Below are 19,372 nucleotides of genomic sequence, written 5' to 3'. Positions count from 1 at the left end.
AACGATATGGCATATCATCATGGCAAAAGAATTTAGTCGTACACGCCGTATTGCACAACAACTCCAGCAAGAACTTGCAATGGTGTTGCAACGCGATATGAAAGATCCTCGCATTGGTTTTGTCACAGTAAACGACGTCGACGTCTCTCGTGATTTGAGTTATGCAAAAGTGTTTGTGACCTTCTATGAAGAAGATACTGAACTTGTCCAACAAAAAATTGATGCACTTACTGCTGCTGCACCTTATGTCCGTACTTTAGTTGCTGGGCGCATGAAATTACGCGTCATGCCTGAATTACGTTTTATCTATGATAGCTCACTGGTTGAAGGCATGCGTATGTCTAACCTAGTGACGCAAGTGATCAACAAAGATAAAGCCAAGCAGCAACAGTCTACTCCAGAAGCCTACGATGGCAGCGAGTCTGTTGACGGTGACACGCAGCAACATTCTATTCCAGAAGCCTACGATAGCAGCGAGTCGGTTGACGGTGAAACGCAGCAACAGTCTACTCCAGAAGCCTCTGAGAACAGCGAGTCTGTTGACGGTGACAAGGAGCAAGATTAATGGCTCGTCGCCCTAAAGGTCGCTTCATCGACGGAATCGTATTACTCGATAAAGATACTGGCATGAGTTCTAACTTTGCCCTGCAAAGAGTTAAGCGTCTTTTTAATGCCAATAAAGCGGGTCATACAGGTGCTTTAGACCCGTTAGCAACGGGTATGTTGCCTATTTGTCTTGGAGAAGCGACGAAGTTCTCTCAGCATTTATTAGAAGCGGATAAACGCTATCTCGTGACGGCTAAATTGGGTGAACGTACTGATACTAGTGACTCAGATGGGGAAGTCGTACAAACGCGCCCTATTAACATTACCCAAGAATTACTTGATGAGAAGCTTGCGTTTTTCCGAGGAACGACTCAACAAATACCGTCAATGTATTCGGCATTAAAATACCAAGGTCAACCTTTGTATAAATATGCCCGTGAGGGAATTGAAATCCCACGTGAGTCGCGGCCTATCACCGTATTTGAGTTAAACTTTATTAAGCTTGAAAGTGATGAATTAACGCTAGATATTCATTGTTCTAAAGGGACTTACATACGGACCATTATTGATGATCTAGGTGAAATGCTTGGATGTGGAGCACATGTTATTATGTTGCGTCGTACTCAAGTTGCCGAATACCCGTATGAAAAAATGGTTACCTTAGCACAATTAGAAGCGTTACTTGAGCAAGCTCATAGGCAAGATGTAGCGCCTAAGACCTTGATGGATCCGTTATTACTGCCAATGGATACCGCAGTGGCTAATTTCGCTGAAATTAATTTGCCACAAGCGATGCTGTATTACGTTATGCAAGGACAAGCGATTCAAGCTGCGGGTCTTAAACCTAATGAATTGGTTCGTATCACTATTGGCGATGAACGTCGGTTTGTTGGTATTGGTACCATGAATGATGATGGTTTATTAGCACCAAAACGCTTGATTGTGATACACGACAATGATCCAACAGAGTAGTCAGTTGGCTTTAAAGTCTGCTTTACAAATAAATAATTGAATTTATATTGCGGTTAACCATCAATCTGGTTAAAATACTGCGCTCGCTCTGGCTGAGTTAGTGATCGGCTAGAGATACATTTACTTTTTTTGGAGATACACATGTCACTAAGTGCTGAAGCAAAAGCAAAAATTTTAGCTGATTTTGGTCGCGGCGAAAACGATTCAGGTTCAACTGAAGTTCAAGTAGCTTTGTTAACTGCTCAAATTAACCACCTTCAAGGTCACTTTAAAGAGCACATCCATGATCACCACTCTCGTCGTGGTTTATTACGCATGGTTAATGCACGCCGTAAGCTTTCTGCTTACTTAAAGCGTACTGACGTAGCTCGTTACACTGCTATGATCAAGAAGTTAGGTTTACGTCGTTAATTCGATGTCCTGTTTACGTTTGTAAGTAGATTAAACCGTAAAAAAGGAGGCTTTGGCCTCCTTTTTTATTAGTTAAAAAAAGCTTATCGCTTTGTTAAACCCCTCTAATAATCATTTTTCAGTCGTTTTTGCACTCATCGATACTTTGGTTTTTCTAATCTGTATTAATACAGTTCCCATAGATAGGGCCCAACACTTGCTCAGTAATCACTAAGGTTTGGATGTACAAATTGTGGTTGTTTCCTATAGATGTATTTCGTAAAGCATTACCAGCGTAGAACCCGATTTTACAGGGTATTGACTCGGTTTAATGCTGCCTTGTATTAGATTGCAAAGTGTCAGGCACTGTACGTTAACCTCTAGAACAGGATAATAAAAGGTAACCAAACTGTGCTTTGTGCCGCTATATAGGTTACATTGAATGGCAATAGACCCGCGATTAACCCAGCTATTACCACGTGAAGTCGCTTTGTTCGCAACACAAATGACCAGTTTGATATGAGACAGGTGAAATATTCAGACTTTAACCTATGTAACACATTTATTTATCCCTCCCGCTAATAACTCTGTGATTAACCTAAATTGATTAACCTAAGTTGGAGGTAAGTTAAGCTATTATCAATAATAAATGACATTAATGGATATTAGGCCAGTGTATAGTGACTCACATTTTGCCTTCAAATACTTATCTTATTAGTGTCGTGGTGATCCTCCAGACTAGGTTACCCTAATCGCAACGGCTGTTAATCTCGATGTTTTATTACAATATAATTATATAAAAACAGCTTGCCCAAGCTGATGAGAGAGCAAATACAAAAATGAGTTTGTAGAGTATGGATATGAAAATAGCTATAGTTGGGACGTATTCAGTGTAACTGCAGTGATTTAAATTGAGGTCAATCTCGAAGCTGTCTTAAGGCCAATCACTGTTAACTGTATCGTGACAATTAACAGTGATTACATCAGATTACTGTGGCTGATAAATTGCGTTTAAACATGCAATATTTTTGCGGTATTGCAGGCAATATATTTTTCTTCAAACTCAGCTAATGGCAGCGGCTGGCTGAAGTAAAAACCTTGGCCAATTTCACATTGATTGTCTTTGAGCCATTCAAGTTGTTGGATATTTTCAATACCTTCAGCAACAATGGTCAAATCAAGTTGACGGCCAAGCATTAAAATAGTCGACGCAATTGCGCTATCTTGTGGAAGATCACTCACAAATGCACGATCAATTTTCATTGTGGTAATCGGTAAGTGGCGCAAATATGACAATGAAGAATATCCGGTACCAAAGTCATCGACCGCAATGCCAAAGCCAGCTGATTTCAGCTGTGCTAACTTGGTAATAGCTTGCTCAACATCATTCATGAGTGACGTTTCTGTAATTTCTATTTCAAGCAATTCTGGACGTATTTGATAACGTATTGCCAATTGCTTAATATCAGGCACTAAACTAGCATCTGCAAATTGTTGTGATGCCACATTCACTGCAATGGGGATTTCATAATTGAATTTACGTTGCCAATCTCTAATGACTTTACAGCTTTGCTCTATGACCCATCGTCCGATAGGGATGATAATACCGGTTTCTTCCGCAACAGGGATAAACGACATCGGGCTGATTAAACGACCGTCTTTTTGCCAGCGAATAAGGGCTTCACATCCCACTACTTTATTGGTTTTTAGATCAAATTTAGGCTGAAAATACAATAAGAATTCGTTGTTTTTTAATGCATCGTGTAACGACGCTTCTGTGCGCAATCTCACCGCAGCGCGATCGGTCATTTGTTGCTTAAAGAAGGACCACTGATTCGATCCAGCCGCTTTAGCGCTGTACATTGCTATATCGGCATGACGAATTAAATCCTCTGCAGTGGTACCATCTTCAGGATATATCGATATGCCGATAGAAGCCGCTGGATGAATTGCATGTTCATTAAGTTGAATTGGAGTATTTAATTGAATAAGTAACTTATCAACAAAATCAGCTGCTTGTGAAGGGGTTTGGATTTCATCTGCTAAAATCACAAATTCATCACCGCCTAAACGAGCCACGCTGCCTCTATCACCAACCACTCTTTCTAGAATACGTGCAATACGGGCGAGGAATTGATCACCGATTGCATGGCCTAATGAATCATTTACATTTTTAAATCGATCTAAGTCAATAAAGAGTAACGCAAAATTGCGTTTATGAACGCGTGAACGCTGAATGGTGACATTCAATGTTTCTAATAATAATGTCCGGTTTGGTAACCCTGTGAGTGGATCTCGCGTAGCCATTTTGCGCAGCTTATTCTGAGTTTGGCTGAACTGTAATAAAATTTGATTAAATTTACTGGTCACTAGCCCTAATTCATCATCTTTATGGGCTTTTGACATGGGCAATAAGTTTTCATCGGGATAGTCAGGATCAATTTTATCGATGGCTTCACTAATGCGAGCGATGGGTTGAGTGAGAAAACGATGAAACACCACGGTTAATACCAGTGTGAGCAATAATGCGCGAGCCAAAGTTGCAATTAACCCTAGTTGTAACTGATTAAATAGTTTAGCGGTGAGTTTTTGTGTGTCGTAAAAAATTGTCAGCGTGCCAATCAGCTGCTGTTGTTTATTGTCTTCAAAATAGAATGGTCGATATAGCGGACGGGAGATCTCTTTTAGATCACCAAATAGACGATTACTTAACGAAATGTAGCTATTTGGGAACGCAGCGTATTGATTTGCCTCCGACACAAATAATGACCCATCATCAAGTTCAATCACCGCAGAACCAACATTATCTACTTTGATAATGCCTTCAAGTGTTTGGCTGGCAAGTTTATCATCTAAAGACCATACCGAATTGGTGGTAATTTGTTCGACAGAATTGAGCAGTTCTTGTTGTTCAGCAGTAAGTTGTTGTTTCGTCGTAATGACAACTAATGCAATTTCGACAATAAAGATGGCAATTGCAAAAAACAAAGCAGTAAAAACCACTAAATTAGTTTGTTTCCATGTAAGAGACTTAAAACGGGCCGTCATATATTATTCCATGTCATATAAGTGACTATTTCTAAATTAATTTTGTAGCTCAAAATGCTAAAATCAAAAAAGATTTATATTCAATAAAAAATCAATCGCATCGTGGCTAATGAATAGCTTAACCCCATACAAAAATTAACATTATCAACTAAGACTTTAGTCAAATTCATCTGTCTTGTCATCAATAATCCAACCAAATATCGAACATCAGGCCACTTAGTAGAGATAATCTTAGCTTTATAGCATCTAAATCATTTTTTAATTCAATGATCTCACGTAGGAAAATGATTATTTTAACGATTTTTACGTTCTGTAACTCGCGTCTATTTAACTATTCAACCTAATTGAAGTATACTTGTGCGCGTAATTAAAGGTCATTAAATTAAGGAATGGGTCACGTGAATCCAATTGTAAAGAGTTTTGAGTATGGTCAACATACCGTCACCTTAGAAACAGGTGTTATGGCACGTCAAGCAGATGCTGCAGTTTTAGCAAGCATGGGCGATACCACAGTATTAGTTACTGTCGTTGGTAAAAAAATTGCGGACTTAAGCCGTAGCTTTTTCCCGCTAACGGTTAACTATCAAGAAAAAACCTATGCTGCAGGTAAAATTCCTGGCGGTTTCTTTAAGCGTGAAGGTCGTCCTTCAGAAGATGAAACTCTGATTGCACGTCTCATTGACCGTCCTATTCGTCCTTTATTTCCTAACGGTTTTAAAAACGAAGTTCAAGTTATCATTACTGTGGTATCGGTTGATCCACAAATCGAGCCAGATATTATTTCGATGATTGGTACCTCAGCCGCGTTAGCTATTTCTGGTATTCCTTTCAGTGGCCCAATAGGTGCTGCGCGTGTTGGTTATGTCGACGGCGAATATGTACTTAACCCATCGGTTGATCTGCTTGCAACAAGCTCGCTTAACTTAGTGGTTTCCGGTACTAAAGCCGCGGTACTTATGGTTGAATCTGAAGCAAAAGCGCTTGCAGAAGAAATCATGCTAGGTGCGGTAACTTACGGTCATGATCAACAGCAAGTTGTTGTTGATGCTATCAGCGAATTCAAAGCTGAAGCGGGTAAGCCAACATGGGATTGGACTGCACCCGTTCAAGATCAAGATTTAGTCGCTAAAATCAAAGAGCTTGCAGAAGCTGGCATGACAGACGCTTACCAAATTGAAGTCAAGCAAGACCGTTATATACAAGTCGGTATTGTTAAAGCGGCTGCGAAAGCGGCGTTAGTTGCAGAGAATCCAGAGGTAGATTGTCGTGAAGTCGACACCCTACTTGGTAGCTTAGAGAAAAGTGTGGTCCGCGGACGTATTATTAGTGGTAAGCCACGTATCGATGGTCGCGAACCAGACATGATCCGCGCATTAAGTGTGTTAGCGGGTGTACTTCCACGTACTCACGGTAGCTCATTGTTTACTCGTGGTGAAACACAAGCACTAGTCACTTGTACTTTGGGTACTGAACGTGATGCTCAGAAGATTGATAGCATCATGGGCGAACGTACTAATCGCTTTATGCTTCATTATAACTTCCCTCCGTATTGTGTTGGTGAAACCGGTATGGTTGGTTCACCTAAGCGTCGTGAAATTGGTCATGGTAAGTTAGCATGGCGTGGTATGAATGCAGTGATGCCTTCTGCTGAAGAATTCCCATACAGCATTCGTGTTGTATCTGAAATCACTGAATCTAACGGTTCAAGCTCAATGGCTTCAGTATGTGGTACTTCATTAGCATTAATGGATGCGGGTGTACCAATCAAAAGTTCTGTTGCTGGTATTGCAATGGGTCTCGTTAAAGAAGGCGACGATTTCGTTGTACTTTCTGACATCTTAGGTGATGAAGATCACTTAGGTGACATGGACTTTAAAGTAGCCGGTACTCGTGATGGTATCACTGCATTGCAGATGGATATCAAAATCGAAGGTATCACCAAAGAAATCATGGATATCGCACTACAACAGGCTTATGGCGCACGCGTTCATATCCTAAACGTGATGGACCAAGCCATTGGTTCTCCTCGTGATGATATCTCTGCCCATGCTCCTCGTATCACCACTATCAAGATCAACCCAGAGAAGATCCGTGATGTAATTGGTAAAGGCGGCGCGGTAATTCGTGCGCTAACCGAAGAAACGGGTACTACGATTGAGCTTGATGACAATGGTACTGTGAAAATAGCATCATCGAATGGCGAAGCAACGAAAGAAGCTATCCGTCGTATCGAAGAAATCACTGCTGAAGTTGAAGTGGGTCGCATCTACAACGGTAAAGTAATCCGTATTGTTGATTTCGGTGCATTTGTAAACATTCTTCCAGGTAAAGATGGTTTAGTACACATCTCTCAAATCAGTGATGAGCGCGTCGCAAATGTATCTGATCATTTAGAAATGAACCAAGAAGTTGCTGTAAAAGTAATGGAAGTGGATCGTCAAGGTCGTGTCAGACTGTCAATTAAAGAAGCTCAAGCGAAAGAAACTGCTGAGTAATCTAATTTAACGGTTTAACCACAAAAAAGGAGATCATTTGATCTCCTTTTTTTATGTGCTGAAAAATAATCTGTAATGTGGATGGCTCTTAGATTGCCAGATTGCTATGATGTTGAATATTAATAGAACCTGATAAGGTAAAGCGGATGGAATGTAAACTACGCACCACAATCGTTGCCGTTGTTGTGGGTGCAAGCATGTTGTTGTCAGGGTGTACTGCAACGTTAGGTTCAAATGATAATATTGCAGGACAGATGATTATCGCTCCTGTCATGCCAGACTATAAGTTGGAAGTGACGCTGGCAAAGCTAAATGAAATTTTGGCTACTATGGAGTTAACTGACGAGCAACGCGCACGTTTTCATTACGATCGTGGCGTCATTTATGACAGTGTCGGATTACGCTTACTGGGTAGAATTGATTTTCATCAGGCACTAAAATTACAACCCGATTTAGCTGATGCCTATAACTTTCTGGGCATTTACTACACTCAAGAAGGTGAGTTCGATAGTGCTTATGAAGCCTTTGATGGTGTATTAGAACTGTCACCTAATTATGATTACGCCTTTTTAAATCGCGGTATCGCATTATATTATGGCGAGCGCTACGAATTAGCGGTAGACGACATGAAAGTATTTTATGAGCGAGACCCTAGTGATGGTTACCGGGTTCTTTGGCTCTATTTGATGACTGCTGCGGTTGATAAAAATGCCGCTTTAGTGAATTTGGCGCAACAACGTGAACAGTTAAATGATGAAGATTGGTCTAGTATATTGGTTGATTTTTACATAGGTAACGTCAACCAAGAACAAGTATTTTCTGCTGCAAAAGTGGGCTTGTCTCAACCAAAAGAATATGCTGAACGCTTATGTGAAGCTTATTTCTACTTAGCTAAACATGCTGCTGCAAATGGCCAATATCAGCAAGCTGCTAATTTTTATCGTTTAACGTTAGCGACTAATATTTATGATTTTGTTGAGCATCGTTATGCGAGAATTGAATTAGCTAAAATGAAAAATATGATCCAACAGTCTACCCAAGTACCATTGAAAAGCTAAAAAACACTTTGCCTAGCCAATTCTGCCGATAGGCGGTATAATTTGCCCCATTTTTAGCGGCTAGTGCAAGGTTAACATGTCAGGCAATAACGTTGAGGTCGACAAGCGTCGTACTTTCGCCATCATTTCGCACCCCGATGCGGGTAAAACCACCATCACCGAAAAAGTACTTTTATTCGGAAACGCCTTACAAAAGGCCGGAACGGTAAAAGGCAAAAAGTCTGGTCAACATGCTAAATCTGATTGGATGGAAATGGAAAAAGATCGTGGTATTTCCATTACCACCTCTGTTATGCAGTTTCCTTACGGTGGCGCACTCATCAACTTACTTGATACACCTGGTCACGAAGATTTTTCTGAAGACACTTATCGTACCCTAACGGCGGTCGATTCTTGTTTAATGGTGATTGATTCCGCTAAAGGTGTCGAAGATCGTACTATTAAATTAATGGATGTGACGCGTTTACGTGATACGCCGATTGTGACATTCATGAATAAATGTGACCGTGATATTCGTGAGCCCATTGAATTAATGGATGAAGTCGAAGCTATTTTAAAGATAGCTTGCGCACCTATCACTTGGCCTATTGGCTCTGGTAAAGAGTTTAAAGGCGTCTACCATATTTTGCGTGATGAAATCATTTTATACCAGAGTGGTATGGGTCACACTATTCAAGAAGAGCGTATTATCAAAGGATTACACAATCCTGAACTAGACAAAGTGCTTGGCTCTTATGCTGCTGAAATCCGTGAAGAAATGGAACTGGTTGCGGGTGCTTCACATGAGTTCAATCAAGAGGCCTTTCTAAAAGGCGAGCTTACGCCAGTGTATTTTGGTACCGCCTTAGGTAACTTCGGTGTAGATCATATTCTGGACGGTATGGTTGAATGGGCCCCCAAGCCGCTTCCTCGTGAAAGTGATGTCCGCAATGTCACTCCTGATGAAGAAAAATTCTCTGGTTTTATCTTCAAAATTCAAGCCAATATGGATCCAAAACACCGAGATCGTGTTGCTTTTATGCGTGTTTGCTCGGGTCGGTATGAGCAAGGTATGAAAATGCACCATGTTCGCATTGGTAAAGATGTCAATGTCAGTGATGCGTTGACCTTTATGGCTGGGGATCGTAGTCGTGCTGAAGCTGCTTATCCTGGTGACATTATTGGACTACATAATCATGGCACGATGCGAATTGGTGATACCTTTACCCAAGGCGAAAAATTACGTTTTACTGGTGTGCCTAACTTTGCCCCTGAAATGTTCCGTCGTATTCGATTAAAAGATCCTTTAAAACAGAAACAACTGCTTAAAGGATTAGTTCAGTTATCTGAAGAAGGTGCTGTACAGGTCTTTAGACCCATTGACTCTAACGATCTCATTGTGGGAGCGGTTGGTGTACTTCAGTTTGAAGTGGTTGTTGGACGCTTAAAAAGTGAATATAACGTTGAAGCTATTTACGAAGGTATCAGTGTCAGTACGGCTCGTTGGGTGTATTGCAAAGACGAGCGTAAATTAGAAGAGTTTCAGCGTAAATGTAGTCAGTATTTAGCCCTCGATGGCGGAAATAACTTGACCTATATTGCGCCAACAATGGTGAATCTAAACTTATCCATGGAACGCTATCCTGACATTGAGTTCACTAAGACGCGTGAACACTAATTGTTAACATGGTTTTTGCAGAGATGTTAAAAAAGGTGGCTTTGCCGCCTTTTTTATTATTGTTTTTATGAGGGAATTAGGATGGTTAACGCTATTATTAAGCTATTTATTGTCAAACCTTGGCAAAAATACATTTTATGGTGTGATGACATGGGATTAACCCTAGAAAATAAACGTAGTTGTGTACCAAGGTTGAGCGAACCTGAAATGGATAGACCAAAAACTGAACCCACAGTGCACCAGGTTTATCGTGCCAATGAAAAACAGTGACCTTATGATTGATACTCATGCTCATCTTGATATGTCAGCGTTCGATGGTGATAGAGAACAGCTGTTTGAGGCTATGCATCGTAGCGGTATTACGTCGGTAATTTTACCGGGTGTGTCGGTTGACCAATGGCAAAAGCAAATCCAAATAGCGCAACAATTTGATTGTTTTTTTTCGCTTGGCATTCACCCTTGGTACGTGCCTGAGAGCATTGATGCGGCCATTATTAAGCTGGATGCAATGTTACAACAACATAGTAAAAATAAGCGTTTGGTGGCTGTTGGGGAGTGTGGTCTCGATAAATTACATCATTGGTCTGATAAACAATTGTTGTTACTTGAGAAACAGTTAGCACTTGCTCAAACTTATCAATTACCTGTCATTTTACATGCCGTTAAAGCTCATCAAGAATTACTGACAATGTTGGCACATTTTAAGCTAACACGAGGCGGAGTTGTGCATGGGTTTTATGGTAACAGTGACATGGCCAAACGTTATATTTCGCTCGGGTTTAAATTAGGTGTTGGTGGGTTAATTCTCAACCCCAGTGCAAAAAAGCTCCGTGAAACCGTGGTCAATTTACCGTTAGAACACTTTTTATTGGAAACGGATTCGCCAAGCATGGCTCCATTTGATCATCCACAATCGCGTAACACCCCACTCACTCTTCTTCGTGTTGTGTCCGAGATCGCATTTTTAAAGGAAAAGTCGACTGTCTGTATATTAGAACAATTGAATCAAAATGCTTTGCAACTATTTGACCTTTAGTTATTTTTTAATGAACACCTTAAGTTAAATATTTTTTAATGTTGTAAGGGTTTGAAATTAAACTTTAAAAACTTGATCAAAACGACGCTTTTCGTTTCACGCTCAGTTATAATCATCAGCGGAAATTAGGTGAGTTAACAACATTCAAAAAAACTGTTAACAAAAGGGTGATGATTAATGGATATAGTAATGAGTTTAGTAGGGGTGGTCACCTTACTATTGATAGGTTTCGCACTATCAAATAATAAAAAAGCAATTAACAAACGTACCGTTTTGGGTGCACTAGCAATTCAGGCCGCTTTCGGTGGTTTCGTATTGTATGTACCCGTTGGGCAAGAAGTGCTTGGCGGTGTATCAATGGGTGTTGCCAATGTTATTGGTTACTCTCAAGCTGGTATCGACTTCCTATTTGGTGGTCTAGGTACTGACGCAATGTTCTCAAATGGTGTTGGCTTCGTCTTCGCTATTCGCGTACTACCCGTCATTATCTTCTTCTCTTCTTTGATTGCTGTACTTTATTACCTTGGCATTATGCAGTTGGTTATTAAGTTCATCGGTGGTGGTCTTCAGAAGGCTCTAGGTACAAGCCGTACAGAATCTATGGCTGCTACTGCAAACATCTTCGTTGGTCAAACTGAAGCGCCGCTTGTTGTTCGTCCTTTCATTGCGACTATGACAAACTCTGAGCTATTCGCCATCATGGTGGGTGGTTTAGCATCAATCGCTGGTGCAGTACTTGCTGGTTATGCTGGTATGGGCGTTAAAATTGAGTACTTGGTTGCGGCTTCTTTCATGGCAGCTCCAGGTGGCCTATTAATGGCTAAGCTTATTCACCCAGAGACTGAAGAAACTAAAAACGAAATGGGCGATCTGCCTGAAGACACTGATAAGCCTGCTAACGTCATTGACGCTGCGGCTGCTGGTGCTGCTTCTGGTATGCATTTAGCACTTAACGTTGGTGCAATGCTGCTTGCTTTCGTTGGTCTTATCGCCATGCTTAACGGCATGTTAGGCGGCCTTGGCGGACTCGTTGGTTTTGAGAACCTTACTCTAGAGCTTATCTTAGGTTACTTGTTCATGCCTTTAGCATTCCTTATCGGTGTGCCTTGGAATGAAGCAATGGTTGCTGGCTCGTTCATTGGTCAGAAGATCATTGTTAACGAATTCGTCGCTTACCTAAACTTTGCTCCTTACCTTAATGATGCCGCTATAGCGTGTACCAGTGTTGCTAGTGAAGTCGCTAAAGGCTTACCACTATGCGTGGAAGGAACACAAGCTGCGATGACTGCTAGAACTCAAGCTATCATCTCATTCGCATTATGTGGTTTTGCTAACTTGTCTTCAATCGCAATTCTACTCGGTGGCCTAGGCGCTATGGCTCCAAGCCGTCGTCATGACCTTGCTAAGCTTGGTGTTCGTGCTGTTATAGCCGCATCGCTTGCCAACTTAATGAGCGCGACAATAGCCGGTCTATTCTTAGCTATCTAAGAACCAGTCCAGGGGGGTATCCCCCAAAAAACTGGGTCTTTAGATTCATAAAGACTAAAGACCCAGTGTGTAACAATGTTGTTATTGATTTTTGTGTTAATCCACCGTTTCCCAATACGAAGTTATGCCGTTTTAGTGATTGTAAAAGAGGATACATTAAAACCTCTAGTCAAAATTAAAATGTCAAAGCGTTAACAATTCGTAGACAAAAAGTCGCGACATTGTTCACAAAATAGAATTTTGTATTCGTTTTTTTATCGATTAAATATTGAGATTAATATCAGTAACGGTAAGATACGAATGACTAAAAAGAAGTGCTATCTAAGAAGATAGTTAAATAATATACATGGGGTTGATGATGAAAAAATTAAATACTTTAGTATTAGCAAGTACAGTTGCACTAGCAGGTTCTGCATTTACTGTTTCTGCTGCCGAACAAACTGGCGACATTCATGCAAACGATTATAATTGGATGCAGTTTAACATTATGTATGCAATAGATGAGCATCCAATTGCAAACGAAGATGAAGCTACTCATAACTATTTAGAAATGGAGTTTGGCGGTCGTTCTGGCTTTGTTGACCTCTATGGTTATGTTGATGTGTTCAACTTAGGCAACAGTGATTCAGGCGATAAAGCTGACGGCGAGAGCAAAATGTTCATGAAGTTCGCTCCTCGTTTTTCTATTGATGCCATTACGGGTACTGATTTATCTTTAGGCCCAGTTCAAGAAGTTTATTTCTCTACTCTATTTAACTGGGGTGGTGGCGCTATCAATACCGGAGGCAATGGTGAAGGCGATGTTAACATGTCTTTCTGGGGTGTTGGTGCGGATGTAATGGTTCCATGGTTAGGTAAAACTGGCATGAACCTTTATGGTGCTTATGACATTAACCGTAAAGACTGGAATGGTTACCAATTCTCGGCTAACTGGTTCAAGCCATTTGTTTTCTTTGAAGATAAGAGCTTCTTATCTTTCCAAGGCTATGTCGATTACCAATTCGATATGGATGAAGAATATTCTGGTACAAATTCCGATGGTGACTTTAATAACACTGAACACGGTGGCGCTGCATTCTTCGGTCTTTATTATCACACAGACCGTTTTGCTCTAGGTTATGGTGGTAAGTACTTCTACCATGCATATGGCTTAAATGATAACGCGTTTAAGAATGAATTCTTTGGTGGTTTAGATACTACTGGTTGGACTCATTTCCTTACCGCAACTTACAAAATCTAGTTGTTTAAGATATAATTTAATGGAGCCGCGTTTAGCGGCTCCATATTTTACCGAAACAAGGATATCGAACTTTCATTTAAAATCATTGTCCAATAATAGTGTTTTTATATAAAGGTTTGTACTCTACAAGGTCTTATTTTTACGCGCTAAAAAGGATTTTTCGCGGAATAGTTGAAACAAATATCTTTGTTTTACCTTTTCCGGTCTTCAAGGATTCAAGTCGTGGTACTCGTTATCAGATTGAATACTTAGGTTAGTAAATATCACCTAGATTTACTGGCAATACTGAAGGCCCGGCCATAATTATAATAATATGCCAGCTACATAGTGTTGCCTGAAAAAAAATTATCGACTTTGATTTTTCGTTTCGGAGAGCAATTATGACTGATTTAAAAAAAGCGGCGTCACGCGGTATTTCATTAATGGACTTAACCACGTTAAATGACGATGATACCGATCAAAAAGTGATCGATTTATGCCACAAAGCCAAGTCTCCAGCCGGCAATACTGCGGCGATTTGTATTTATCCTCGCTTTATTCCTATTGCACGTAAAACACTTAATGAACTTGATTGTGAAGACATTAAGATTGCTACAGTGACCAACTTCCCACACGGTAATGATGATATCGCTATAGCGGTATTAGAAACTCGCGCTGCCATTGCCTATGGCGCTGATGAAGTTGATGTCGTGTTCCCATACCGTGCTTTAATGGCAGGCAATGAGACGGTTGGCTTTGAACTGGTTAAAGCGTGTAAAGAAGAGTGTGGTGATGATGTCTTGTTGAAAGTTATTATCGAATCTGGTGAGTTAAAAGATCCCGCACTTATCCGTAAAGCCTCTGAATTAGCGATTGATGCAGGTGCTGATTTCATCAAAACTTCGACGGGGAAAGTTGCGGTTAATGCCACGCTTGAAGCTGCTGAAATTATGTTAACCGTCATCAGCGAGAAAAACCGTCAGGTTGGTTTTAAGCCTGCTGGCGGCGTGCGAGATGCAGCGAAAACGGCAGAGTTTTTAGCCTTAGCTGAGCGTATTTTAGGTGCAGATTGGGTCAGTCCGCAGACATTCCGTTTTGGTGCATCTAGCTTATTAAATAGCTTGTTGCATACGCTCGAATTGACTGAAGCGCCTACGCCTACTTCAGGCTACTAATTCGTACAATGCGCTAATAGCCACTTTGGATGATGAATTATCGTTATGCAAAGCGTCATCAATTGATGACATTCCAGATATTAATGGCGATCCTAAAGGTGTTGGATTGCCTAATAGGGACTCAATATGTTTCTTGCTCAAGAGATTATCCGTAAAAAACGTAACGGCGATGCACTAAGTACTGCAGAAATTCAATTTTTTGTTGATGGCATCACCCATAACACGGTTTCTGAAGGCCAAATTGCTGCGTTCGGCATGGCGGTGTACTTCAAAGATATGAATATGGACGAACGTATTGCATTAACGATAGCAATGCGAGATTCCGGAGCCGTATTAAATTGGGATTCACTCGGCCTTGATGGCCCTATTATCGATAAACATAGTACCGGTGGTGTAGGCGATGTCATAAGCCTAATGCTTGGTCCTATGGCTGCAGCTTGTGGTGGTTATGTGCCGATGATTTCGGGGCGTGGCCTAGGTCATACTGGCGGTACGCTAGATAAATTTGATGCTATTCCAGGCTATCAAACTGAACCGTCAAGTGAATTATTCCGCAAAGTGGTAAAAGATGCTGGTGTGGCCATTATTGGCCAAACGGGCGATCTTGTTCCTGCCGATAAACGTTTTTATTCAATCCGCGATAATACCGCAACGGTTGAATCTATTTCACTTATCACCGCCTCAATTTTATCTAAAAAATTAGCCGCAGGTTTAGATGCGCTAGCAATGGATGTCAAAGTAGGCAGTGGCGCATTTATGCCAACCTACGAGGCATCTGAAGAATTAGCTCGTAGTATTACTGCGGTAGCTAATGGTGCTGGCACAAAAACAACTGCATTGCTGACCGACATGAATCAGGTATTGGCTTCTTGCGCAGGTAATGCGGTTGAAGTGCGTGAGGCGATTAACTTTTTAACAGGTCAATATCGTAACCCTCGTTTATATGCGGTCACTATGGGTTTATGTGCAGAAATGCTTGTTTTGGGTGGTATTGCACACAACGAAGCAGAAGCACGTAATAAACTTAATACTGTATTAGATAATGGCAAAGCGGCAGAGGCATTTGCTAAAATGGTGGCGGGTTTAGGTGGCCCAACAGATTTTGTTGAGTCATACGATAAGTATTTACCTCACGCGAAGATTATTCGCCCTGTATACGCCAATACATCTGGCTTTGCTTACAAAATGGATACACGAGAACTTGGTTTAGCGGTTGTGACCTTAGGTGGCGGACGTCGTAAACCAGGAGATACACTGGATTATAGTGTTGGATTAACTCAAGTATGCGCACTCGGTCAGGCAGTTAACAAAGATATCCCGTTAGCGATGATCCATGCTCAATCTGAAGATGCGTTTGCAGAAGCTGCCGCGGCTATTCAGCAAGCGGTTATTATTGGCGATAGCGCGCCTGAGAAGACGCCTGAAATATATCGTTATATTCGCGCTTCAGATTTATAAAGGAAAGACATAATGAAACGTACTTTTATCTTAATGCTCGACTCTTTTGGAGTAGGAGCTGCTACTGATGCCGATAAGTTTGGTGATGTTGGCTCAGATACTTTTGGTCACATCGCTCAAGCTTGTGCAGAAGGCCGAGCCGATATCGGCCGTCAAGGGCCATTGAAGTTGCCTAATCTTGCTCGCTTAGGCTTAGGTCATGCTGGTTTTGAAAGCACGGGTCAGTTTGCTGCAGGATTTGATGATAATGTCGAGATTATTGGTGCTTATGGCCATGCAGACGAATTAAGTTCAGGTAAAGATACCCCAAGTGGGCACTGGGAAATGGCCGGTGTTCCTGTTCTTTATGAATGGGGCTATTTTAGTGATTTGACCAACTCATTCCCAAAAGAGTTAACCGATAAAATTCTTGAGCGTGCTGGTTTAGAAGATTTTCTAGGCAACAGTCATGCATCGGGTACTAAAATTCTAGAAGAGTTAGGCGAAGAACACATGAAAACAGGCAAGCCTATTTTCTATACTTCTGCAGACTCTGTTTTCCAAATCGCTTGTCATGAAGAAAGCTTTGGTTTAGAAAACTTATACAACTTGTGCAAAATCGCCCGTGAAGAGTTAGAGCCTTATAACATTGGCCGTGTGATTGCACGTCCGTTTGTCGGAACTGGCGATGCTGATTTTGTGCGTACTGGTAACCGTCATGATTATGCCGTATTGCCCCCTGCGCCAACCGTATTAGATAAGCTTAAAGACGCTGGCGGTGACGTGGTGAGTATCGGTAAGATTTCTGATATATATGCTCACAGTGGTATTACTCAGCAGTTTAAAGCCACCGGGCTTGAAGAGTTATTTGATCAAACATTAACGCAAATTAACCGTGCTGGTGATAACACCATAGTATTTACTAATTTTGTTGATTTTGACTCTCATTATGGCCACCGCCGTGATACCGCTGGTTATGCTAAAGCACTTGAGTATTTTGATTCGCGTTTACCCGAACTGTTAGCGATTTTGCAACCTGACGATTTAGTGGTTTTCACTGCTGATCACGGCTGCGATCCTACTTGGGTTGGCACTGAACACACTCGTGAGCGTGTTCCTGTATTAGCCTATGGTGCAGGTTTACCTGCGGGTTCATTGGGGCGTCGTCAGTCTTTTGCTGATATTGGTCAGTCTATTGCGAGTTATTTTGAACTAGAACCAATGGATTATGGTGAATCTTTTATTAATTAGCCATAATTGCAAACGACGGTTCTATTTAAAGTTCAATGGTTTTGCTAAACTGTAAACATAATTAAGCAATACTAAATAATATATAAATATAGGGGTTATACAAATGGCTACACCACACATTAATGCAGTAGAAGGCGCATTTGCTGAGACAGTTTTATTTCCTGGCGATCCACTTCGTGCGAAATATATAGCTGAAACATTTTTAGAAAATGTTGAACAAGTCACTGACGTTCGTAACATGCTAGGTTTTACCGGTACTTATAAAGGTAAACGTATTTCTGTTATGGGGTCAGGTATGGGCATTCCATCTTGCTCTATCTATGCACACGAGTTAATCAAAGACTACGGTGTTAAGAACCTAATCCGTGTTGGTACTTGTGGTGCGATTAGCACTGACGTAAAAGTACGCGACGTGATTATTGGTATGGGTGCTTGTACTGATTCTAGAGTGAACCGTTTACGCTTTAAAGATAATGACTTTGCCGCAATTGCTGATTACAGTTTATTAAGTGCAGTGGTTGACTCTGCTAAAGCACATGGCACTAAAGTCCGTGTTGGTAATGTATTTTCAGCTGATTTATTCTACACTCCAGATCCACAAATGTTTGATGTTATGGAGAAAATGGGCATTTTAGGCGTCGAAATGGAAGCCGCTGGTTTATATGGTGTTGCACATGAGTTAGGCGCTAAAGCCTTATGTGTTGCGACAGTATCAGACCATATCCGTACTGGTGAGAAAACCACATCTGATGAGCGTCAAACAACATTCAGCGACATGATTATTATGACGTTAGATGCAGCGTTAACGTTCTAATCTTTACTGTACATTTTTTACTGTACATAATAAAATGGGCACTGATTAGTGCCCATTTTTGTTTTTTTAGATTACTGGCTTTTATCGGTATCGGCTTCGGAAGTCGGCTGGGGAGTCAACGATATTTTTTTGGTTTTTTTATGTAATTTGACCCGAGTCCTTCGGCGATCAAAATCTGCTCGTTTAAATGATAAAGCCCGTGAAAGTAATAAGCCAATGAAGCCCGCTACGATCAACATCATTTGCTGTAATTCCATATTCTGTTCATGCAAGATTTTAATTTCGTCAAAAAAGATATCCAGATTTAAACGCACTTCGACATAGCCTAAATTGTTATCATCTTGAATGACGTTTTCAATTAAAGGAGGATACGGCTTTAATAAGCCTTTTAACGCCTCTGAGTCCGCTTCTAAGCTTTCATAAGATACGCTTTGGGCAAAGGCTAACCTGACACCTTGCGAATTATAGATATTGACCGACATCACTTTGGGATCTGCAGCCAGTGCTGATGCTAACCATTGCAGCTGTTCATCATTTTGCAGAAACATCGCCGGAGCGGCACCATTAGCGGCTTGCTGTGCTAACAATCTTGCCATCACTTTTGTTTGTGAATTTAGTAATTTTTGACCATTACGTAAACTCGATTGCCACAAGTACATCAGACCGAAGATCAGCGCTATTGCCACTATGATTTGCACAATCCTGCTGAATTTTTGTCTTTTCTTAAGACCTTTAACAAAAATCACTTTAATCCTTAGTGTTTTTTCTATTTAATTGGAAGCTGTC

Annotated in this window: 16 protein-coding genes; 14 read left to right on the top strand and 2 right to left on the bottom strand. The window is 41.0% G+C overall.

Features of this window, described 5'->3' with window-relative positions; all coding sequences use genetic code 11:
* Positions 1-19: 19 nt before the first annotated feature.
* The 3 genes from rbfA to rpsO all read left to right on the top strand — a co-directional run bounded on the left by rbfA (position 20) and on the right by rpsO (position 1,929).
* On the top strand, positions 20-565 hold the full coding sequence (gene rbfA, locus EGC80_RS21490; protein ID WP_407695559.1) for a 30S ribosome-binding factor RbfA: 546 nt from the start codon (positions 20-22) through the stop codon (positions 563-565).
* The gene (gene truB, locus EGC80_RS21485; protein WP_124012075.1) at positions 565-1,518 is read left to right on the top strand and encodes a tRNA pseudouridine(55) synthase TruB; all 954 of its coding nucleotides are present in this window, start codon (positions 565-567) and stop codon (positions 1,516-1,518) included. The genes rbfA and truB overlap by 1 nt, the downstream gene beginning before the upstream one ends.
* Before the next feature lie 141 nt (positions 1,519-1,659).
* Positions 1,660-1,929, top strand: a complete 270-nt coding sequence (gene rpsO, locus EGC80_RS21480; RefSeq protein ID WP_101032513.1) for a 30S ribosomal protein S15 — start codon at positions 1,660-1,662, stop codon at positions 1,927-1,929.
* A 990-nt stretch (positions 1,930-2,919) separates the two neighbouring features.
* Here rpsO and EGC80_RS21475 read toward each other — a convergent pair.
* Positions 2,920-4,956, bottom strand: coding sequence for a putative bifunctional diguanylate cyclase/phosphodiesterase (locus EGC80_RS21475; RefSeq protein WP_124012074.1), 2,037 nt, complete (start codon positions 4,954-4,956; stop codon positions 2,920-2,922).
* A 398-nt stretch (positions 4,957-5,354) separates the two neighbouring features.
* Here EGC80_RS21475 and pnp point away from each other — a divergent pair, with 398 nt between their 5' ends.
* From pnp to deoD, 11 genes are all read left to right on the top strand, one after another.
* Complete coding sequence (gene pnp / locus EGC80_RS21470; protein WP_124012073.1) at positions 5,355-7,451, top strand: polyribonucleotide nucleotidyltransferase; 2,097 nt, start codon at positions 5,355-5,357, stop codon at positions 7,449-7,451.
* 146 nt (positions 7,452-7,597) lie between these two features.
* Complete coding sequence (gene nlpI / locus EGC80_RS21465; protein ID WP_124012072.1) at positions 7,598-8,509, top strand: lipoprotein NlpI; 912 nt, start codon at positions 7,598-7,600, stop codon at positions 8,507-8,509.
* 76 nt (positions 8,510-8,585) lie between these two features.
* Complete coding sequence (prfC, locus tag EGC80_RS21460; protein WP_101032509.1) at positions 8,586-10,166, top strand: peptide chain release factor 3; 1,581 nt, start codon at positions 8,586-8,588, stop codon at positions 10,164-10,166.
* A gap of 81 nt (positions 10,167-10,247) precedes the next feature.
* On the top strand, positions 10,248-10,436 hold the full coding sequence (locus tag EGC80_RS21455) for a hypothetical protein (RefSeq protein ID WP_101032508.1): 189 nt from the start codon (positions 10,248-10,250) through the stop codon (positions 10,434-10,436).
* A 4-nt stretch (positions 10,437-10,440) separates the two neighbouring features.
* Positions 10,441-11,202: a TatD family hydrolase gene (locus tag EGC80_RS21450; RefSeq protein ID WP_124012151.1), complete on the top strand. Its 762-nt coding sequence runs from the start codon at positions 10,441-10,443 to the stop codon at positions 11,200-11,202.
* Between the two features lie 177 nt (positions 11,203-11,379).
* Positions 11,380-12,690: a NupC/NupG family nucleoside CNT transporter gene (locus tag EGC80_RS21445; protein ID WP_124012071.1), complete on the top strand. Its 1,311-nt coding sequence runs from the start codon at positions 11,380-11,382 to the stop codon at positions 12,688-12,690.
* A 355-nt stretch (positions 12,691-13,045) separates the two neighbouring features.
* Positions 13,046-13,930, top strand: a complete 885-nt coding sequence (locus tag EGC80_RS21440) for a nucleoside-specific channel-forming Tsx family protein (RefSeq protein WP_124012070.1) — start codon at positions 13,046-13,048, stop codon at positions 13,928-13,930.
* Positions 13,931-14,310: 380 nt separating this feature from the next.
* The gene (gene deoC / locus EGC80_RS21435; protein WP_124012069.1) at positions 14,311-15,084 is read left to right on the top strand and encodes a deoxyribose-phosphate aldolase; all 774 of its coding nucleotides are present in this window, start codon (positions 14,311-14,313) and stop codon (positions 15,082-15,084) included.
* 126 nt (positions 15,085-15,210) lie between these two features.
* Complete coding sequence (gene deoA, locus EGC80_RS21430) at positions 15,211-16,542, top strand: thymidine phosphorylase (RefSeq protein ID WP_124012068.1); 1,332 nt, start codon at positions 15,211-15,213, stop codon at positions 16,540-16,542.
* Between the two features lie 12 nt (positions 16,543-16,554).
* Complete coding sequence (locus EGC80_RS21425) at positions 16,555-17,772, top strand: phosphopentomutase (RefSeq protein WP_124012067.1); 1,218 nt, start codon at positions 16,555-16,557, stop codon at positions 17,770-17,772.
* Between the two features lie 103 nt (positions 17,773-17,875).
* The gene (gene deoD, locus EGC80_RS21420) at positions 17,876-18,586 is read left to right on the top strand and encodes a purine-nucleoside phosphorylase (RefSeq protein WP_101032503.1); all 711 of its coding nucleotides are present in this window, start codon (positions 17,876-17,878) and stop codon (positions 18,584-18,586) included.
* A 71-nt stretch (positions 18,587-18,657) separates the two neighbouring features.
* On the opposite strand, the gene EGC80_RS21415 is transcribed toward deoD, so the two are convergent.
* On the bottom strand, positions 18,658-19,332 hold the full coding sequence (locus tag EGC80_RS21415) for an AhpA/YtjB family protein (protein WP_124012066.1): 675 nt from the start codon (positions 19,330-19,332) through the stop codon (positions 18,658-18,660).
* Between the last annotated feature and the right edge of the window lie 40 nt (positions 19,333-19,372).

It is taken from the genome of Shewanella psychromarinicola, from assembly GCF_003855155.1.
Classification (GTDB): Bacteria; Pseudomonadota; Gammaproteobacteria; order Enterobacterales; family Shewanellaceae; genus Shewanella; species Shewanella psychromarinicola.
The sequence above is the reverse complement of the archived record's forward strand: the minus strand, read 5'-3'. Positions and strand labels throughout refer to the sequence as shown.